At 72.2% G+C, this 15754-nt stretch carries 18 protein-coding genes; 7 read left to right on the top strand and 11 right to left on the bottom strand.

Annotated elements, in window-relative coordinates; genetic code table 11:
* Positions 1-2: 2 nt before the first annotated feature.
* The 9 genes from AC57BS_RS16790 to moeZ form a co-directional block, all read right to left on the bottom strand.
* Positions 3-680, bottom strand: a complete 678-nt coding sequence (locus tag AC57BS_RS16790; protein WP_496412579.1) for a lysophospholipid acyltransferase family protein — start codon at positions 678-680, stop codon at positions 3-5.
* 5 nt (positions 681-685) lie between these two features.
* Complete coding sequence (locus AC57BS_RS16785) at positions 686-1018, bottom strand: MGMT family protein (protein WP_496412578.1); 333 nt, start codon at positions 1016-1018, stop codon at positions 686-688.
* Entirely contained in the window at positions 1015-1521 is a 507-nt protein-coding gene (locus AC57BS_RS16780; protein ID WP_496412577.1) for a hypothetical protein, read from the bottom strand. Before AC57BS_RS16780 ends, AC57BS_RS16785 begins: the two co-directional genes overlap by 4 nt.
* Positions 1521-2795 (bottom strand): DUF58 domain-containing protein, encoded by a 1275-nt coding sequence (locus tag AC57BS_RS16775; RefSeq protein ID WP_496412576.1) that lies wholly within the window; start codon positions 2793-2795, stop codon positions 1521-1523. The genes AC57BS_RS16780 and AC57BS_RS16775 overlap by 1 nt, the downstream gene beginning before the upstream one ends.
* On the bottom strand, positions 2792-3790 hold the full coding sequence (locus tag AC57BS_RS16770; protein ID WP_496412575.1) for an AAA family ATPase: 999 nt from the start codon (positions 3788-3790) through the stop codon (positions 2792-2794). Before AC57BS_RS16770 ends, AC57BS_RS16775 begins: the two co-directional genes overlap by 4 nt.
* On the bottom strand, positions 3777-4214 hold the full coding sequence (locus AC57BS_RS16765; RefSeq protein WP_496412574.1) for a hypothetical protein: 438 nt from the start codon (positions 4212-4214) through the stop codon (positions 3777-3779). The genes AC57BS_RS16770 and AC57BS_RS16765 overlap by 14 nt, the downstream gene beginning before the upstream one ends.
* On the bottom strand, positions 4211-5014 hold the full coding sequence (locus AC57BS_RS16760) for a DUF4129 domain-containing protein (RefSeq protein WP_496412573.1): 804 nt from the start codon (positions 5012-5014) through the stop codon (positions 4211-4213). Before AC57BS_RS16760 ends, AC57BS_RS16765 begins: the two co-directional genes overlap by 4 nt.
* A gap of 90 nt (positions 5015-5104) precedes the next feature.
* Positions 5105-5974: a hypothetical protein gene (locus AC57BS_RS16755; protein ID WP_496412572.1), complete on the bottom strand. Its 870-nt coding sequence runs from the start codon at positions 5972-5974 to the stop codon at positions 5105-5107.
* Between the two features lie 86 nt (positions 5975-6060).
* On the bottom strand, positions 6061-7260 hold the full coding sequence (moeZ, locus tag AC57BS_RS16750; RefSeq protein WP_496412571.1) for an adenylyltransferase/sulfurtransferase MoeZ: 1200 nt from the start codon (positions 7258-7260) through the stop codon (positions 6061-6063).
* Between the two features lie 282 nt (positions 7261-7542).
* Between moeZ and AC57BS_RS16745 the strand changes: the two genes are divergently transcribed.
* From AC57BS_RS16745 to AC57BS_RS16730, 4 genes are all read left to right on the top strand, one after another.
* A complete protein-coding gene (locus tag AC57BS_RS16745) occupies positions 7543-9810 on the top strand; it encodes an immune inhibitor A domain-containing protein (RefSeq protein ID WP_496412570.1) in 2268 nt (755 codons plus the stop codon).
* A 222-nt stretch (positions 9811-10032) separates the two neighbouring features.
* Positions 10033-10620, top strand: coding sequence for a TetR/AcrR family transcriptional regulator (locus AC57BS_RS16740; protein WP_496412756.1), 588 nt, complete (start codon positions 10033-10035; stop codon positions 10618-10620).
* A gap of 50 nt (positions 10621-10670) precedes the next feature.
* Positions 10671-10889 (top strand): DUF3107 domain-containing protein, encoded by a 219-nt coding sequence (locus AC57BS_RS16735; protein WP_496412569.1) that lies wholly within the window; start codon positions 10671-10673, stop codon positions 10887-10889.
* 19 nt (positions 10890-10908) lie between these two features.
* Complete coding sequence (locus tag AC57BS_RS16730; RefSeq protein WP_496412568.1) at positions 10909-11223, top strand: GlsB/YeaQ/YmgE family stress response membrane protein; 315 nt, start codon at positions 10909-10911, stop codon at positions 11221-11223.
* Positions 11224-11229: 6 nt separating this feature from the next.
* On the opposite strand, the gene AC57BS_RS16725 is transcribed toward AC57BS_RS16730, so the two are convergent.
* Positions 11230-11904 (bottom strand): ferritin-like fold-containing protein, encoded by a 675-nt coding sequence (locus tag AC57BS_RS16725; RefSeq protein WP_496412567.1) that lies wholly within the window; start codon positions 11902-11904, stop codon positions 11230-11232.
* 159 nt (positions 11905-12063) lie between these two features.
* Here AC57BS_RS16725 and AC57BS_RS16720 point away from each other — a divergent pair, with 159 nt between their 5' ends.
* Positions 12064-13482 carry a DEAD/DEAH box helicase gene (locus tag AC57BS_RS16720; protein ID WP_496412566.1) on the top strand — a complete coding sequence of 473 codons (1419 nt, stop codon included), beginning with the start codon at positions 12064-12066 and terminating at the stop codon, positions 13480-13482.
* A gap of 7 nt (positions 13483-13489) precedes the next feature.
* On the opposite strand, the gene AC57BS_RS16715 is transcribed toward AC57BS_RS16720, so the two are convergent.
* Positions 13490-14344: a ParA family protein gene (locus AC57BS_RS16715; protein ID WP_496412565.1), complete on the bottom strand. Its 855-nt coding sequence runs from the start codon at positions 14342-14344 to the stop codon at positions 13490-13492.
* A 60-nt stretch (positions 14345-14404) separates the two neighbouring features.
* Here AC57BS_RS16715 and AC57BS_RS16710 point away from each other — a divergent pair, with 60 nt between their 5' ends.
* Both AC57BS_RS16710 and AC57BS_RS16705 read left to right on the top strand, forming a co-directional pair.
* The gene (locus tag AC57BS_RS16710) at positions 14405-15169 is read left to right on the top strand and encodes an SDR family NAD(P)-dependent oxidoreductase (RefSeq protein ID WP_496412564.1); all 765 of its coding nucleotides are present in this window, start codon (positions 14405-14407) and stop codon (positions 15167-15169) included.
* 2 nt (positions 15170-15171) lie between these two features.
* Positions 15172-15654 carry a GNAT family N-acetyltransferase gene (locus AC57BS_RS16705; RefSeq protein ID WP_496412563.1) on the top strand — a complete coding sequence of 161 codons (483 nt, stop codon included), beginning with the start codon at positions 15172-15174 and terminating at the stop codon, positions 15652-15654.
* The last annotated feature ends 100 nt before the right edge of the window (positions 15655-15754 follow it).

Raw genomic sequence — 15754 nt, 5'->3', positions numbered from 1 at the left:
CTTCAGGTCGAGGAGGCGGCGCGCTCGTTGTAGGTGCCGGCCTGCTCCTGGCCGGTCAGGCCGGCGATCGCCGTCATGATCCGGTCGGTGAGGTCGCGCCGGGCGCGGCCGGTCGGGACGCCGTCGTACTCGCCGGCGACGGTGATCGGCTCGCCGAAGCGCACGGTCACGTCGACGCCGCGCAGCCGAGGCCGGTTCGAGCCGACGGGCTGGATGTCCTCGGTGCCCTGCAGCCCCACCGGCAGGACCGGGCAGCCGGCGGTCATCGCGAGGTGCGCGACGCCGGTGCGACCGCGGTAGAGCCGGCCGTCGCGCGAGCGGGTGCCCTCGGGATAGATGCCGAACGCCTCCCCGCGCCGCAGCACCTCCAGCGCCGTGTCGAGGCTCGCGATCGCGGCCTTGGTGTCGTCGCGGTCGACGGGGAGCATGCCGAGCCCCTCGAACCACGCCCGCTGTGCGGCCCCTCTCACGCCCGTGCCCGTGAAGTAGTCGGACTTGGCGAGGAAGACGACCTTGCGCGGCACGACCACCGGGATGACCACGCTGTCGAAGAACGACAGGTGGTTGCTGGCCACGATGACCGGCCCGGTCCTCGGCACGTGGTGCAGGCCCTCGACCGTCGGGCGCCACACGGCACGGACGAGCGGAGGGATGACGCCGTGCGCGACCGTGTAGAGCATGGGCATCATTGTGCCCCGAGGCGCGGCGCCGAGAACGCGCGTGTCAGATCCACGGACCCGTTCGGCCGCAGCGGCGTGCCCTCCTCCAGGTAGGCCTGCCGCGCCTCCTCGTCGTGCGAGGGCGGCAGCGAGCCGTCCGCACGGACCACCCGCCACCACGGCACGGCCGCGCCGTGGGTGGCCATCACGTTGCCGACCAGGCGCGGTCCGCCGCGGCCGAGCCGCTCCCCGACCACGTCGGCGATGGCGCCGTACGTCGTCACCCGGCCCCGCGGGACCGACTCGGCACACCGCAGCACCAGCTCGGCGTACAGCTCGCGCTCCTTCTCGGTGGTCACCGCGCCTCCGACCGGGTCAGGCGCGCGGTCACCAGCAGCAGCGCGACGAGCAGGGCCCCGGTGGCGAGCCAGGTCCCCGGTGGCGCCCACGCGGGGTCGAGGCCGCGCAGCGCCAGCCACGTGAGGGGGACGGGTACGAGCGCCAGGAGCCAGCGCGCCAGCCACAGGCGGGCCAGGCGCGGGTCGACGGCGAGCGTCGTGGGTCCGTACGCCGCGAGGATCGCGGCCAGGTGGGCCGCGACCAGCAGCACCGCCACGACCGGCACCCGCCAGTCCAGCACGTCGTGGGCCGCCCACCACCCGCCGACGAGCACGAGCGGCACGACGCCGACCGCGTGGTCGGGCGTACGCGCCCACGCCGCCGCGCTCACCGGCACGCCGAGGAGCACGAACCAGTGCGGCACCTCCGGCAGCGCGAGCGCCAGGGCGAGGCACGGCAGCGCGAGGACCAGTGCCCGCAGCGCCAGGGCCGAGGGGGCCACACCGGACGGGAGGAGGCGCATCAGGCACGCACCTTGGGCACCTGGGCGCGACGCGCGAGCAGGTGGAGCACCGTGTCGAGCGTGCCGGGACCGCGCCACGGCACGACCGGGGTGCCGAGACCGGCCAGCCGCTGCAGGCGGTCGTCGCGCTCGATGCGCTGCATCCGCGCGGCCAGGGAGGGCAGCGCGAGGCGGTCGGCACCCGCGGACATGGCCTCGCCGAGGGTGTCGACCACGATCACCGAGGCCCCCCTGCGCTGGAGACTGGCGGTCGCGGTGACCAGCGGCGTGAAGAGCATCGGCGACAGCACGTAGACGACGCTGCCGGCGCCCGCGCCGAGGTCGAGCCGCTCGGGCGGCACGCTGCGGGCCTCGGTGCGCACCCGCGCGAGGGTGCCGTGCAGCCGGTGCAGGTGGCGCGGTCCCGCCCCCAGCGGGACGCGCGTGCCGTCGGCGGCGACGACGAGCAGGCCCACCCGGTCGCCCGTGCGGACGTGGTGCTCGGCCAGCGCGGCGGCGGCGCGCACGGTGAGGTCGAGGGTGCTGGCCGCGCCGTCGACCCCGCCCGAGACGCCGATGTCGCGCAGCCCGTCGACCACGAGCCACACGCCGGCGTCCTGCTCGGCGCGGGTGGTGATGACGTGCAGCTCGCCGGTGCGCAGCGACACCGGCCAGGTGATCCGCTTGAGCCGGTCGCCGGTGGCGAAGGGCCGGATGCCCTCGAACTCGGTGCCGCCGCCCAGCCGCCGCGAGCGGTGCCGGCCGACCAGGCCGTCGGGTTGCGGCACCTCGGCACGGCTGTCGTACGGCGCGGTCTGCGGCAGCACGCTGAGGCCGTGCCGCGGCAGGTCGAGCGGTCCCCAGCGCCACCCCGCCCAGGCGCTGGTCAGCGCCACGCGTTCGGAACCGAGGTCGCGGCGACCCCAGCGCCGTGGGCTGAAGCGGAGCGTCGGCAGGCCCTCGTCGACCAGTGCGCCCACGGCGCCGTTGGGTGGCGAGGTGGCGACGTGGGGAGCGACGCCCGCGACCCGGGTGACGTGCTCCACGCCGGCGAGGTCGTCGACGTCGAGCCGGGAGGTCGACCCCTGGCCCTCGTGCAGCCGGTGGTGGTCGAGGCGCGCCGAGACCAGGGGCGTGGTGCGCGGTCGGGCGGCCAGGCCCATCGCCGCCCCGACGACGAACGGGGCGGCGAGCACCACCAGCACCTCCTGGCCGAGCACGACCCCGCCGGTGACACCTCCGAGCGCGAGCAGGCACGCCCGCACGAGCGCGGGTGTCGGCCGCCAGGAGGTCACCGCGTCTCCAGCGTCCGCGGGGTCTCGACCGAGGCCAGCACGGCGTCGACGACCCGGACGCCCGACGCCTGCGTCATCCAGAGGTCGGGCTTGATCGTGATCCGGTGCGCGAGCACGGCGCGGGCCACGACCTTGACGTCCTCGGGGACCACGAAGTCACGCCCTCGGATGGCCGCCCAGGCGCGCGCGGTGAGCACCAGCCCGAGGCTGCCGCGCGGCGAGGCGCCGACCAGCACGTCGGAGTGCGCGCGGGTCGCCGCGACCAGGCTCACGCAGTAGCGGGCCACCGACTCGTCCACGACGACCCGCTCGACGGCGGCCTGCACGGCGGCGAGCCCGGAGGCATCGGTGACCTGGACGATCTCTACCTCCTCGCGCTGCCGGTCGAGGCGCCGCCGGAGCACGTCGTACTCCTCGCCCGCGGACGGGTAGCCGAAGCCGACGCGCATCAGGAAGCGGTCGAGCTGCGCCTCCGGCAGCGGGTAGGTGCCCTCGTACTCGACGGGGTTGGCGGTGGCCAGGACGTGGAACGGGCTGGGCAGCCGGTGGGTCTGGCCCTCGACGGTGACCTGGCCCTCCTGCATCGCCTCGAGCAGCGCCGCCTGCGTCTTCGGCGGGGTGCGGTTGATCTCGTCGGCGAGCAGGAGCCCGGCGAAGATCGGCCCCGGCCGGAAGTCGAACTCGGCGCGCCGCTGGTCGTAGACGTAGGACCCGGTGAGGTCGGCCGGCAGCAGGTCGGGGGTGAACTGCGCCCGGGCGAACTCCAGGCCGAGCGCACCGGCGAAGGACCGGGCGGCGAGGGTCTTCCCGAGCCCCGGGAAGTCCTCGAGGAGCACGTGCCCCTTGGCGAGGATCCCGGCGAGCACCAGCGCCAGCACCTCGCGCTTGCCGACGACGGCACGGCCCACCTCGTCCAGGACGCGCTCGGCGAACTCCGCCACCGCGACAGGGGCGGACGGGGCGCCGGCGGAGGGGCGGGGGTCAGCGTCGGTCACGGGCTTCCTCGATTCGGGTCAGGATGCGGTCGATGTCGGCAGGGGTGATGCGGTGGACGCCGGAGAGCTCGTGCTGGACCTGCGCGGCGAGGTCGGGGTCGCGGCCGCGCGCGAGCTCCACGAGCCGGTGCCCCAGCGCCTCGGACGGGTGGTCGGCCTGCTGGTGGCTGGACAGCACGCGGAGGTCGGAGGTGGCCTCGTCGACGCGGTCCGACCTCGGCGGCAGGCTCTGCTGCCAGTGCGCGACAGGGACGTCGACGGTGTCGATGACGAGGTAGGTCATCGCGAGCACGACGACCGCCCAGACGGCGTACGGGAGGGGTTGGGGGTCGAAGTCGAGCCACACGGCCATCGCGTAGCCGATGCCGGCCAGGACGACCCCGCCCCCGACGCGGCCGCGCCAGCGCGCGAGGAAGGCCTTCACGACCGCACCCCGAGGCTGCGCCTGACGGCCGCCAGCGCGGCGAACGCCTCCGACCGGTGCTGCTCGGTGATCTCGTGGTCGGAGAACCGGGCCTCGCGGTAGAGCTCGGCGAGCCGGCTCACCGGGCCGCTGTCGGCGTCGGCGAGGTCGAGGATGCGCAGGGCGTACTCGGACGACGTCTCCGCCCCGCGCCGCGGCACGCCCGCACGCTCGCCCTGGACCTCGAAGCGGTGCCAGGTCTCGACGATCGCGTTGCGGGGGTCGCCGTCACGCAGCAGCGCGTCCTGCTCGACGGCGTCCCGGACGACCTGCTCGGCGACACGGCCCGGCTCGTCGAGGACGGTGAACTCCACGTCGGGGCGCTCCTCATGCGCGCCACGGCGTGCCCTGAGGTGGCGGACGACCTCGATCAGCAGCCACAGCACCAGCGCCACGCCGCCGGCGAGCAGCAGCCCGAGGAACGTCCACACGAGCAGCTTGAGCCAGAACGGGGGCGGGTTCTGCAGGACGATGTCCTCGGCCTCGTCGCGCACGTCGGCCCCGGGCGGGTCGCAGTAGCCGCTGTCCAGCGCGTAGTCGTCGGGGTACACCACCTCGGTGGTGCCGTCGGCGTTCGTCCGCACCGGCAGGGGGATGCAGGACTCGGTCGTGCTGATCGTGGCGGGTGACGGCCCCGGCCCGGTGAAGACCTGGTCGGGCCCGAGCAGCGTGGCCCAGGCGACCAGCACCATGAACAGGCAGGTCGCGGCCACGGCGGTGACGGCACGCGCAGCCGGCGGCCAGTCCCCCAGAGCACGCATGGCGCGACCCTAGGTGAACGGGTCGCGCCATGCGAGGGGGGCGCGCCTGGTGGGGTCAGGCGCCTGTGGGGGTCGGGTGGGGTCGGGTGGTCAGAGGAGCGGGCTGAACGGCTCCGTGCCGGGCACCAGGCGCAGGCCGGCGATGCCGCTGGCGGCCTGGGCATAGGCGAGCTCGTGGGCCAGGTCGCCGACACCGTTGGACCCGGCGAGCGGGGCGAGGGCGAGCGTGGACAGCGTGCCGAGCGCGTTGCCCTCGGCGTCGAGGAAGGCCGAGCCCGAGTCACCCGGGACGCCGGGCGTCACGGTGTAGACCGGGTGCGACCAGCCCTCGCCCTCGGTGCCGACGCTGGTGCCCTGCTTGGGCGAGAGCTCCTCGATGCCGGCGCGCAGGCTGGAGTTGCCGTAGGAGTAGACGGTGTCGCCCGCGGCGGTGCCGGTCGTGTTGAGCGCGACGGGACCGCCCCAGAACGGGATGGACGGGTTGACCTCGGCGGCGTCGGCCGCGTCGACCTTGACGAGCGCGAAGTCGTTGTAGGCGCAGGCGTTCTCGTCGGTCTCGCCTCGCTGCTGCATCGCGAGCCAGGAGGAGTAGACGAGCGTGCCGCCGCCGACGCGGGCGCCCTCGGTGACGAGGGAGCCGCCCTCGACGAAGTCGACCTTCGTGCCGAGCGGGAGCGAGCCGGCGTCGCAGCCGTTGGTGTCGGTCGCCTCACCGGTGCCGGCGCAGTGCGCGGCGTAGCCGACGTACGTCGCACCCGCTCCGTCGGTGAAGACGAAGTTGGCGGTGCACTGGGCACCGTCGGTGTACATCTGGACGCCCGGGTGGATCGTGGCCGTGTCGGCGGGGGCCCAGGCGGTCCGCACCTGCTTCTTCGGCGCGGCGGTCGCGGGGGCGCTGGTGGCGGCCGCGGCCACGAGGCCCGCAGCAGCGAGGGTCAGGAGCTTCGTGGGAGTACGCATGCCACCCTCAACGAGGCATGGCTCACACGGGTTACGCGCGGGTAGTCCTCTCTGACCACCCGCGCGTCCCGGCTGCTTACGGAGCCTCAGTACGCCGGCTGGCTCGGGTCGATCTGGCTGACCCAGGCCACCACGCCGCCGCCGACGTGGACGGCGTCGGCGTAGCCGGCTCCCTTGACGATCGCGAGCACCTCGGCCGAGCGGACGCCCGACTTGCAGTGGAGCACGATCGGCTTGTCGCTGGGCAGGTCGCCGAGCGCGTTGCCGTTGAGGAACTCGCCCTTGGGGACGAGCCGGGCGCCCGGGATCTGGTTGATCTCGAACTCGTTGGGCTCACGCACGTCGATGAGCTCGAAGTCGCGGGTGCCCTCCTCGCGCTCCTTGAGCATCGCCTCGAGCTGGGTGACCGAGATGGTCGAGCCGGCGGCCGCCTCGGCGGCCTCGTCGGAGACGGCGCCGCAGAAGGCGTCGTAGTCGATGAGGCCGGTGACGGTGGCGTTCTCGCCGCACAGCGCGCAGCTGGGGTCCTTGCGGACCTTGAGCTTGCGCCACTCGAGCTCGAGCGCGTCGTAGATGACGAGCTTGCCGATCGCGGGGTCGCCGATGCCGGTCAGCAGCTTGATCGCCTCGTTGACCTGGATCGAGCCGATGCTGGCGCAGAGCACGCCGAGCACGCCGCCCTCGGCGCAGCTCGGGACCATGCCCGGTGGCGGGGGCTCGGGGTAGAGGCAGCGGTAGCACGGCGCGTCGTCGGCCATCGTCGGCGCGAAGACCGAGGCCTGGCCGTCGAAGCGGTAGATCGAGCCCCACACGTAGGGGATGCCCAGGAAGTAGGCCGCGTCGTTGACCATGTAGCGGGTGGCGAAGTTGTCGGTGCCGTCGACGATGAGGTCGTAGCCCTCGAAGACCTGCATCACGTTGTCGTTGTCGAGGCGCTCGTCGTGCACCACGACCTCGACGTAGGGGTTGACCTCGGCGATCGACTCCTTGGCCGACACGGCCTTGGAGCGGCCGATGTCGGACATCCCGTGGATGATCTGGCGCTGGAGGTTGGACTCGTCGACCTCGTCGAACTCCGCGATGCCGATGGTGCCCACACCGGCAGCGGCGAGGTAGAGCAGGGCGGGCGAGCCCAGGCCGCCGGCACCGATGACCAGCACCTTGGCGTTCTTCAGCCTCTTCTGCCCGCTCATGCCGACGTCGGGGATGATCAGGTGCCGGCTGTAGCGGCGCACCTCGTCGACGGTGAGCTCGGCTGCGGGCTCGACGAGCGCGGGGAACGACACGGTGACTCCTTCGTGGCTTCGTCCGGAAGTGGGACTCGGTCCCGGCACAACCGCCGGGACTGCCTCCATGTTCCCGCCGATCCGGGGGCCGTCCGCACCACGTCCCGCCATGCGGACCCCGCTCTGCGGCAGCACCGCAATACCTCCGGCAGGGTGGAAGATCGTCAGGAGATCCTTGTCATATCGCCGCGGATGAAGTGAAGTAGCCCGCTGGTGGCCCGAAATGACCAGACATCGTCACGTCGACGGGTCACCGCACCCTTCGAGAACAAAGGATCCCCTGTGAAGAAGTCCCTGACCGGCCTGCTGGCCGGATCGGCGGTACTGGCGCTCGGTCTCACAGCGCTGTCACCCGCCACCGCGGCACCGTCCGACGGTTCGCCGTCCGCGACCGGAGCGTCTCCGTCCCGCGCGGACAACCTGCCCAACCCCTTCGCCGCCAGGCAGACCGAGCTGCGCAAGCAGGCGGTGGAGCTCATCGTCAACGGCAAGGCGAAGGCCGAGCCGCGACGCGGCGGCGGCTCCGTCGTCACGCTGGCCGACGGCGAGGCCGTGGAGTTCGTGGACAACAAGAAGGAAGCACGCGTGTGGACCGTGCTCTCGGAGTTCGGCGAGGAGTCCTCGGGCCGCTACGGCCGCGGCGCCGGTCCGCTCCACAACCAGATCGCCGCGCCCGACCGGGCCACCGACAACTCCACCCAGTGGACCGCTGACTTCGACGTCGCCCACTACGAGGAGATGTTCAACGGCGAGGGCGAGTCCTTCCGCAACTACTACCTCGACCAGTCCAACGGCCAGTACTCCCCCACCGTCACCACCGAGGACTGGGTGCAGGTGCCCAGGAACGGCGCCTGGTACGGCGACAACGCCAACGAGACCCAGGGCTACTGGACCTACATCGCCGACACCGTCAACGCCTGGTACGACAAGCAGATCGCCGCCGGCAAGACGCCCGCCGAGATCGACGCCTACCTCACGCAGTTCGACGTGTGGGACCGCTACGACCACGACGCGGACTCGGACTTCAACGAGCCCGACGGCTACATCGACCACTTCCAGGCGATCCACGCCGGGGAGGGCGAGGAGGCCGGTGGCGGCACGCTGGGCGACGACGCGATCTGGTCGCACCGCTGGTACGCCGACTACACCACCCAGGGCTCCGCGGGGCCGGAGGGCAACCTCCTCGGCGGCAAGCGGATCGGCGGCTCGAAGTTCTGGATCGGTGACTACACCATCGAGCCGGAGAACGGCGGCCTCGGCGTCTTCGCGCACGAGTACGCCCACGACCTGGGCCTGCCCGACTTCTACGACACCGCCGGGGGCGAGAACGGGTCCGCCTTCTGGACCCTGATGTCCAGCGGTTCGTGGCTGGGCCACGGTGACGAGGCGCAGGGCTTCGAGGTGGGCATCGGCGGCACTCCGAACGACATGGGCCCGGAGGAGAAGCTCTTCCTCGGCTGGCTCGACGCACAGGTCGTCGAGGCCGGGACCGAGGGTGAGCACACCCTGCGCCCGACAGGCGACCCGGCCTCCAACGACGCGGTGCTGGTCAAGCTCCCCGACTCCACCGACACCAAGGACCTGACCACGCCCTTCGCGGGCGCCAGGTCCTGGTACTCCGGCAGCGGGTCGGACCTGACCGCGACGCTCGCGCGACAGGTCCCCGCGGCCGGCAGCGTGACCGTGACCGCCCAGGCGTGGTACGACACCGAGGCCGGCTACGACTACTGGTGGGCCGAGTACCGCCCGGTCGGCGCCACCCAGTGGACCAGGATCGGCCAGCCCCTCGACGGTGCGTCACGCGGCTGGACGTCCAAGCGGTTCTCCTACCGCCCCGGCGGCGTGGAGACCGAGTTCCGGTTCGTCTACAAGAGCGACGGCGGCGTCAACGAGGCCGGCGTCTTCCTCGACGAGATCGTCACCAAGGCCGGCCAGGAGGTCCTCGACACCGAGGGCGCCGAGGGCGGCGAGTCCGCCTGGGCGGCCGACGGGTTCACCACCTCGGACGGCACCGCGACCACCACCGGCGCGCGCTACTACCTGATGGAGAACCGGTCCTACGTCAACTACGACGACACGCTGCGCACGGGGCCGTACAACTTCTCCGAGGGCGTGACCCGACCCAACTGGGTGGAGCACTTCTCCTACCAGGACGGGCTGCTCGTCTGGCTGGTCGACCACAGCGTGGCCGACAACAACACGAGCCAGCACCCCGGCACGGCCTACGCCCTGCCGATCGACGCGAACCCCGAGGCGCTGACGTGGAGTGACGGGTCGTTGGGCCGCAGCCGGATCCAGGTCTTCGACGCGACCTTCGGCCTGCAGGCCACTGACGTGCTGAAGCTCAGCCGCCAGGTGTCCGAGACGTCCAGCCACACCCTCGAGGCGGCCGCGCGACCCGGCGTGGCCACCTTCGACGACACGGCGGACTACTACAACGAGGCGCTCCCCCAGGCCTCGGTGAGGACGGTGGAGGCCGGCGTGGTCGCCACGGTCGTCGGCCAGGACGCGACCGGCATGACGGTGCGGGTGGCCAACCAGCTGCCCTGACGGCGCAGGCGGCATCACCGCACGACACGCAGGGAGGGGCCCCGGGGACAGCCGGGGTCCCTCCTCGTACGTCCGGCTGCCGATAGGCTCGGCGTGACTACCCGGCAGTACCCTCCGGCAGCAGCACCGCCCGCACGACCCCCAGCACAGGAGCACGACGTGACCGCAGGCAGCACCGACACCGCGTCCGACAGCGGCCACCCGCGACCGCGCGGCGGCCGGATGCCGCGCCGCGAGCGCCGCGCGCAGCTGCTCGAGTCGGCCCTCGAGGTCTTCGTCGCCCAGGGCTACCACGCAGCCGCGATGGACGACATCGCCGACCGCGCCGGCGTGTCCAAGCCGGTGCTCTACCAGCACTTCCCCGGCAAGCTCGACCTCTACCTCGCGCTGCTCGACACCTCCTGCGACCTGATCATCGACAACTGTCGCGAGGCGCTCGCCTCGACCAACGACAACAAGGACCGCGTGGCGGCGACGATGCAGGTCTTCTACAGCTACGTCGCGTCCGAGGAGGGTGCGTTCCGGCTGGTCTTCGAGTCCGACCTCACCAGCGAGCCCGACGTGCGCGAGCGGGTGGACCGGGTGACGACCGAGTGCGCCTCGATGATCGCCGACGTGATCCGCACCGACACCGGCCTGCCCGACGAGGCCTCGGAGCTCCTGGCCGTCTCGCTCGTGGGAATGGCGCAGGTGTCCGCGAGGTTCTGGCTGGCGGGCGGTGGCGGGATCAAGCAGGACGACGCCGCGGCCCTGATCGCGGGCCTGGCGTGGCGCGGCATCCGGGGCTACCCGATGACCGACGACCACTGACCCGGCATCATTCATCACGACGTACACCCCCTGAGCTGAGGAGCAACACCGTGGAGGTCAAGATCGGCGTGCAGCACGCCCAGCGCGAGCTCGTGCTCGACACCGACAGCACGCCCGAGGACGTCGAGAAGATGCTCGGCGAGGCGCTCGCCGACAACGGCGTGCTGCACCTCAAGGACACCAAGGGTCGCGCGGTCGTCGTGCCGGCCTCCAAGATCGCGTACGTCGAGCTGGGCTCCCCGAGCGCCAGCACCGTCGGCTTCCGCTGACCCGCGCGGAAGGACAGCCATGGGTCTGCTCTGGACCATCCTCGTCACCATCGCGGTCGGTCTGGTCATCGGATTCCTCGGCAAGGCGATCGCCCCCGGCGACCGCGACAACATCCCGCTGTGGCTGACCGTCGTGTGCGGCATAGTCGGCGCGTTCGTCGGCAGCTACGTCTACTACGCGGTGTTCGGCGTCGCCGACAACTACCCCAACGGCGACATGTACGACACGAGCCGCGGCCTCGACCTCTGGCGCCACGTCTGGCAGGTCGGCGTCGCCGCGGTCCTGGTCGTGGTCGCGGCGACCTTCACCGGTCGCCACACCCCGAGGACCTGACGGACCTCAGGAGTCGAGGCCGAGCTCGGCCATCCGGGCGGCGTGCAGCTCGGTGAGCCGGGCGAACATCCGCCCGAGCGCGGCCAGGTCCAGCCCGGGCCGGTCGACGCCGCCGGCCAGCAGCGCCGTCAGCGAGTCGCGGTCGCCCGCGACGCGCTGGGCCTGCGTGAGGGCCTCCCCCATCAGGCGGCGGCCCCACAGTGCGAGCCGCCCGCCCAGTCGGTGGTCCTCGGCGATCCCGGCGCGGACCCGCTCGACGATGAACGCCGTCTGCCCGGTGTCCTCCAGCGAGCTGATGATCACCTCGCGGGTCTCGGGGTCGAGGTAGGCCGCGATCTCCCGGTAGAAGTCCGCGGCGAGGCCGTCGCCGACGTAGGCCTTGATCAGCCCCTCGTAGTAGTCCGAGGGGGCCGTGTGCGCGTGGAAGCCGTCGAAGCTCTCCTGGAAGGCCTGCATCGCCTCGGCGGGGTCGGCGCCCAGCTGCTCGAGCCGCTCGACGAGCTTCTCGAGGTGGGCGAACTCCGCGGTGGCCATCGCGCCGATGGCGATCTTGTCGCCGATGCCGGGCGCCATCTTGGCGTCCTCGACGAGCCGCTCGAAGGCCGAGAGCTCCCCGTAGGCGATCGCCCCGAGGAGGTCGACTGCGGCTCGGCGGTAGTCCTCATCGGGCGATTCCGTCATGGTCGCAGCGTAGCGATACCATGATGGTGACCGAGCCGCCGACTCATCAGGCGGCCGCCTGTATGTGCGCGGTCGGCACTGGCCCCCTCTGAGGGCGTGCGAGTGGGCTGACCGCATACGCGTGGGACAACCCGACTCATCAGAGAGCGACACCACTTCGTGACCACCTTCCGTGAACTGGGCGTGCTGCCCGAGATCTGCGACGCGCTCGACCGCGCCGGCATCACCACCCCCTTCGCCATCCAGGAGATGACCCTCTCGGTCGCCCTGCTCGGCACCGACCTCATCGGCCAGGCCCGTACGGGCACCGGCAAGACGCTGGCGTTCGGCATCCCCGTGATGCAGCGCTCGATCGCGCCGAGCAACCCGGCGTACGCCGACCTCCCGCAGGGCAAGCCGCAGGCGCTCATCGTCGCCCCCACCCGCGAGCTCGCGCTCCAGGTCTCCAGCGACCTGAGCCTGGCCAGCAAGGACATGGGCCTGCGCGTCCTCACCGTCTACGGCGGCGTGGGCTACGAGCCGCAGCTCGAGGCCCTCGACGCGGGCGTCGACATCGTCGTCGGCACCCCCGGCCGCCTCATCGACCTGGCCAACCGCCGGGCCCTCGACCTCTCCCACGTGCACGCCCTCGTGCTCGACGAGGCCGACGAGATGCTCGACCTCGGCTTCCTGCCCGACGTCATCACCCTGCTCTCGAAGACGCCCGAGACCCGCCAGACGATGCTCTTCTCGGCCACCATGCCGTCCGCGATCGTCGCGCTGGCCCGCACCCACATGCGCCACCCGATGAACATCCGCGCCGAGTCGTCGTACGACACCACGATGGTGCCGGCGACCGCGCAGTTCATCTACCAGGCCCACGACCTCGACAAGCCCGAGATCATCGGCCGGATCCTCCAGGCCGAGGACGCCGAGAAGATCATCGTGTTCACGCGCACCAAGCGCCAGGCGCAGCGGGTCGCCGACGACCTCGCCGAGCGCGGGTTCAGCGCCTCGCCGCTGCACGGCGACATGGCCCAGGTCGCCCGCGAGAAGGCGCTGGCGAAGTTCCGCGAGGACAAGATCCGCGTCCTCGTCGCCACCGACGTCGCCGCCCGCGGCATCGACGTGCGCGGCGTCTCCCACGTCATCAACTACACGTGCCCCGAGGACGACAAGACCTACGTCCACCGCATCGGCCGCACCGGCCGCGCGGGCGCCTCGGGCATCGCGATCACCTTCGTCGACTGGGCCGACCTGCACCGCTGGAAGATGATCAACAAGACCCTCGACCTGCCCTTCCCGGACCCGCAGGAGACCTACTCGACCTCCGAGCACCTCTTCCACGACCAGGGCATCCCGGCCGGCACCAAGGGCCGCATCGTCGACCCCGCCCCGGTCGAGAAGAAGGAGCGTGCGCCGCGCGAGGGCTCGCGCGAGCGTCGCTCCTCGGACCGCTCGGGCTCGGACCGCTCAGGCTCGGGTCGCTCCGAGTCCGCGTCCTCGTCCGCCGAGAAGGCCGGTGACGCCCCGCGTCGCCGCAACCGCAGCCGTCGTCGTACGCGCGGCGGTGCTTCGGTCGAGACGCCGAAGGGCTGACCCTCCCTCACTTCCGCGAGCGAGCGGGCTTCTTCGCCACCTTCTTCTTGGGGCGGGAGGCCCGCTCGACGAGGTTCGCGGCGACCTCGCGGTAGGCCGTGGCGCCCTTGCTGCTGCGGCTGGTCGCGAGGATCGAGCGCCCGGCGGCCGGGGCCTCGGCGAACTTGATGGTCTTGGGGATCGGCGGCTCGACGACCTCGAGGTCGTAGGTCTCGCTGATCGTCTCCAGCACCGTGCGGGCGTGGTTGGTGCGGCCGTCGTAGAGCGTCGGCAGCACGCCCCACACCTCGAGGCCGCGGTTGGTGAAGCGACGTACGTCGTGGACGGTGTCGAGCAGCTGCCCGACGCCGCGGTGCGACAGCGTCTCGCACTGCAGGGGCACCAGCACGCCGTCCGCGGCGGTCAGCGCGGCGACGGTGAGCACGCCCAGCGAGGGCGGGCAGTCGAGCAGCACCCAGTCGTACGGGCCCTCCTCTGTGTCACCGAGGTCCTCGGCGAGCTGCTCGAGCGCGCCCTTGATGACGTGCTCGCGGCCGGTGCGGGTCAGCAGGTCGGCCTCGGCGCGGGCCAGCTCGATCGTGGCCGGCAGCACGTCGACGCCGTCCTCGGTCTCGATGATGACCTCTGCGGCGTCGATGCCCTTGGTGAGGACGTGGTGCACGGAGATCTCGAGGTCCTCGGGGTCGATGCCGAGCGAGAACGTCAGACAGGCCTGGGGGTCGAGGTCGACCAGCAGGACGCGGTGCCCGAGCTCGGCCAGCGCGGCACCGATCGAGGCGACGGACGTGGTCTTGGCGACCCCGCCCTTCTGGTTGGCGACGGCCAGCGTGACGGGGGCCGCTCCCCGGCTCTTGGTGCTCATTGCGCCCCATTGTGCAGGACCGGGTCGCATCGTCCGCGGGTGTCCTGAAATGCTGGGCGCATGCCCACCTCGAAGACCACCTCGCTGATCACCGGCGCGACCGCCGGCATCGGCCACGAGTACGCCGTCCAGCTCGCCGCCCGTGGCGACGACCTCGTCCTCGTCGCCCGCGACGCCGCCCGCCTCGAGCAGGTCGCCGAGGAGCTGCGGCGCGCCCACCAGGTCGAGGTCGAGGTGCTGGTCGCCGACCTGACCGACCGGGCGCAGCTCGCCACGGTCGAGGCGCGCCTGGCCGACCGCGAGCGGCCGGTGGACCTGCTGGTCAACAACGCGGGCTTCGGGCTCAAGCAGCGCTTCCTCGACAACTCCGCCGACGACGAGACCGCGATGCTGGAGGTCCTGGTGACCTCGGTGCTGCGGCTGAGCCACGCCGCCCTCGGCCCGATGGCCGAGCGCGGGCACGGCGGCATCATCAACGTCTCCAGCGTCGCCGCCTTCCTCCCCCGCGGCACCTACTCCGCCGCCAAGGCGTGGGTCAACAGCTTCAGCGAGTGGGCCCACATGGAGTACGGGTCGCGCGGCGTGCAGGTGATGGCGCTCTGCCCGGGCTTCACCAAGACCGAGTTCCACGAGCGCATGCAGGTCAAGCGCGGCGACGGCTTCATGTGGCTCGACGTCGACTTCCTCGTCCGTACGTCCCTCGAGGACTTCGCGAAGGGCCGGGCGTACTCGATCCCGGGGATGCAGTACAAGGCGATCCGTGTGCTGACGACCGCGATCCCCAACCGGGTGCTGCGGCTGACCCAGTCGATGGGTCGCCGCTGAGCATGCGCATCACCGCGCCGCAGGTGTCCGACGCGGACGCCCTGACCGACCTCCACCTCGACGTGTGGGAGGAGGCGTACGCCGGCCTCATGCCGCAGACGGTCTTCGTCGAGCGCCGAGCGCGACGCGCCGAGCGGGTGGAGAGCTGGCGCGGCATCATCGCGGCGGGCTCGAGCGACAACCTGCTCGCGTGGGCCGACGACGGTCGGCTGCTGGGCTTCTCGAGCACCGGCCCCGGTCGCGACGACGCCGCCGCGGGACTGCCGCCGCTGGAGCTGATGGCGCTCTACGTCCGCGCGTCGGCATACGGCTCCGGGGTCGGGCACGCGTTGTGCGAGGCCGCTCTCGGCCCGGCTCCGGCGTACCTCTGGGTCCTCGACGGCAACGAGCGGGCGATCTCCTTCTACGAGCGGCAGGGCTTCCGCTTCGACGGCGCGACCAAGCCCGAGGACGTCGGGCTGGAGCGGCGGATGGTGCGGCGCTGAGGTCGGTGCAGCAGCTCTGGGCGCCGCCGCCAACTCACCAGGTGGCGCACCAACTCACCGGTTGGCGCATGAGGCCGCCCAGGACGACCAGCCGTCCGGG

The sequence above is a fragment of the Nocardioides sp. BGA-UO-ETr-FS32 genome (genome assembly GCF_059567905.1).
Note: the sequence above shows the minus strand (reverse complement) of the source record. Positions and strands in the feature narration are given on the sequence as shown.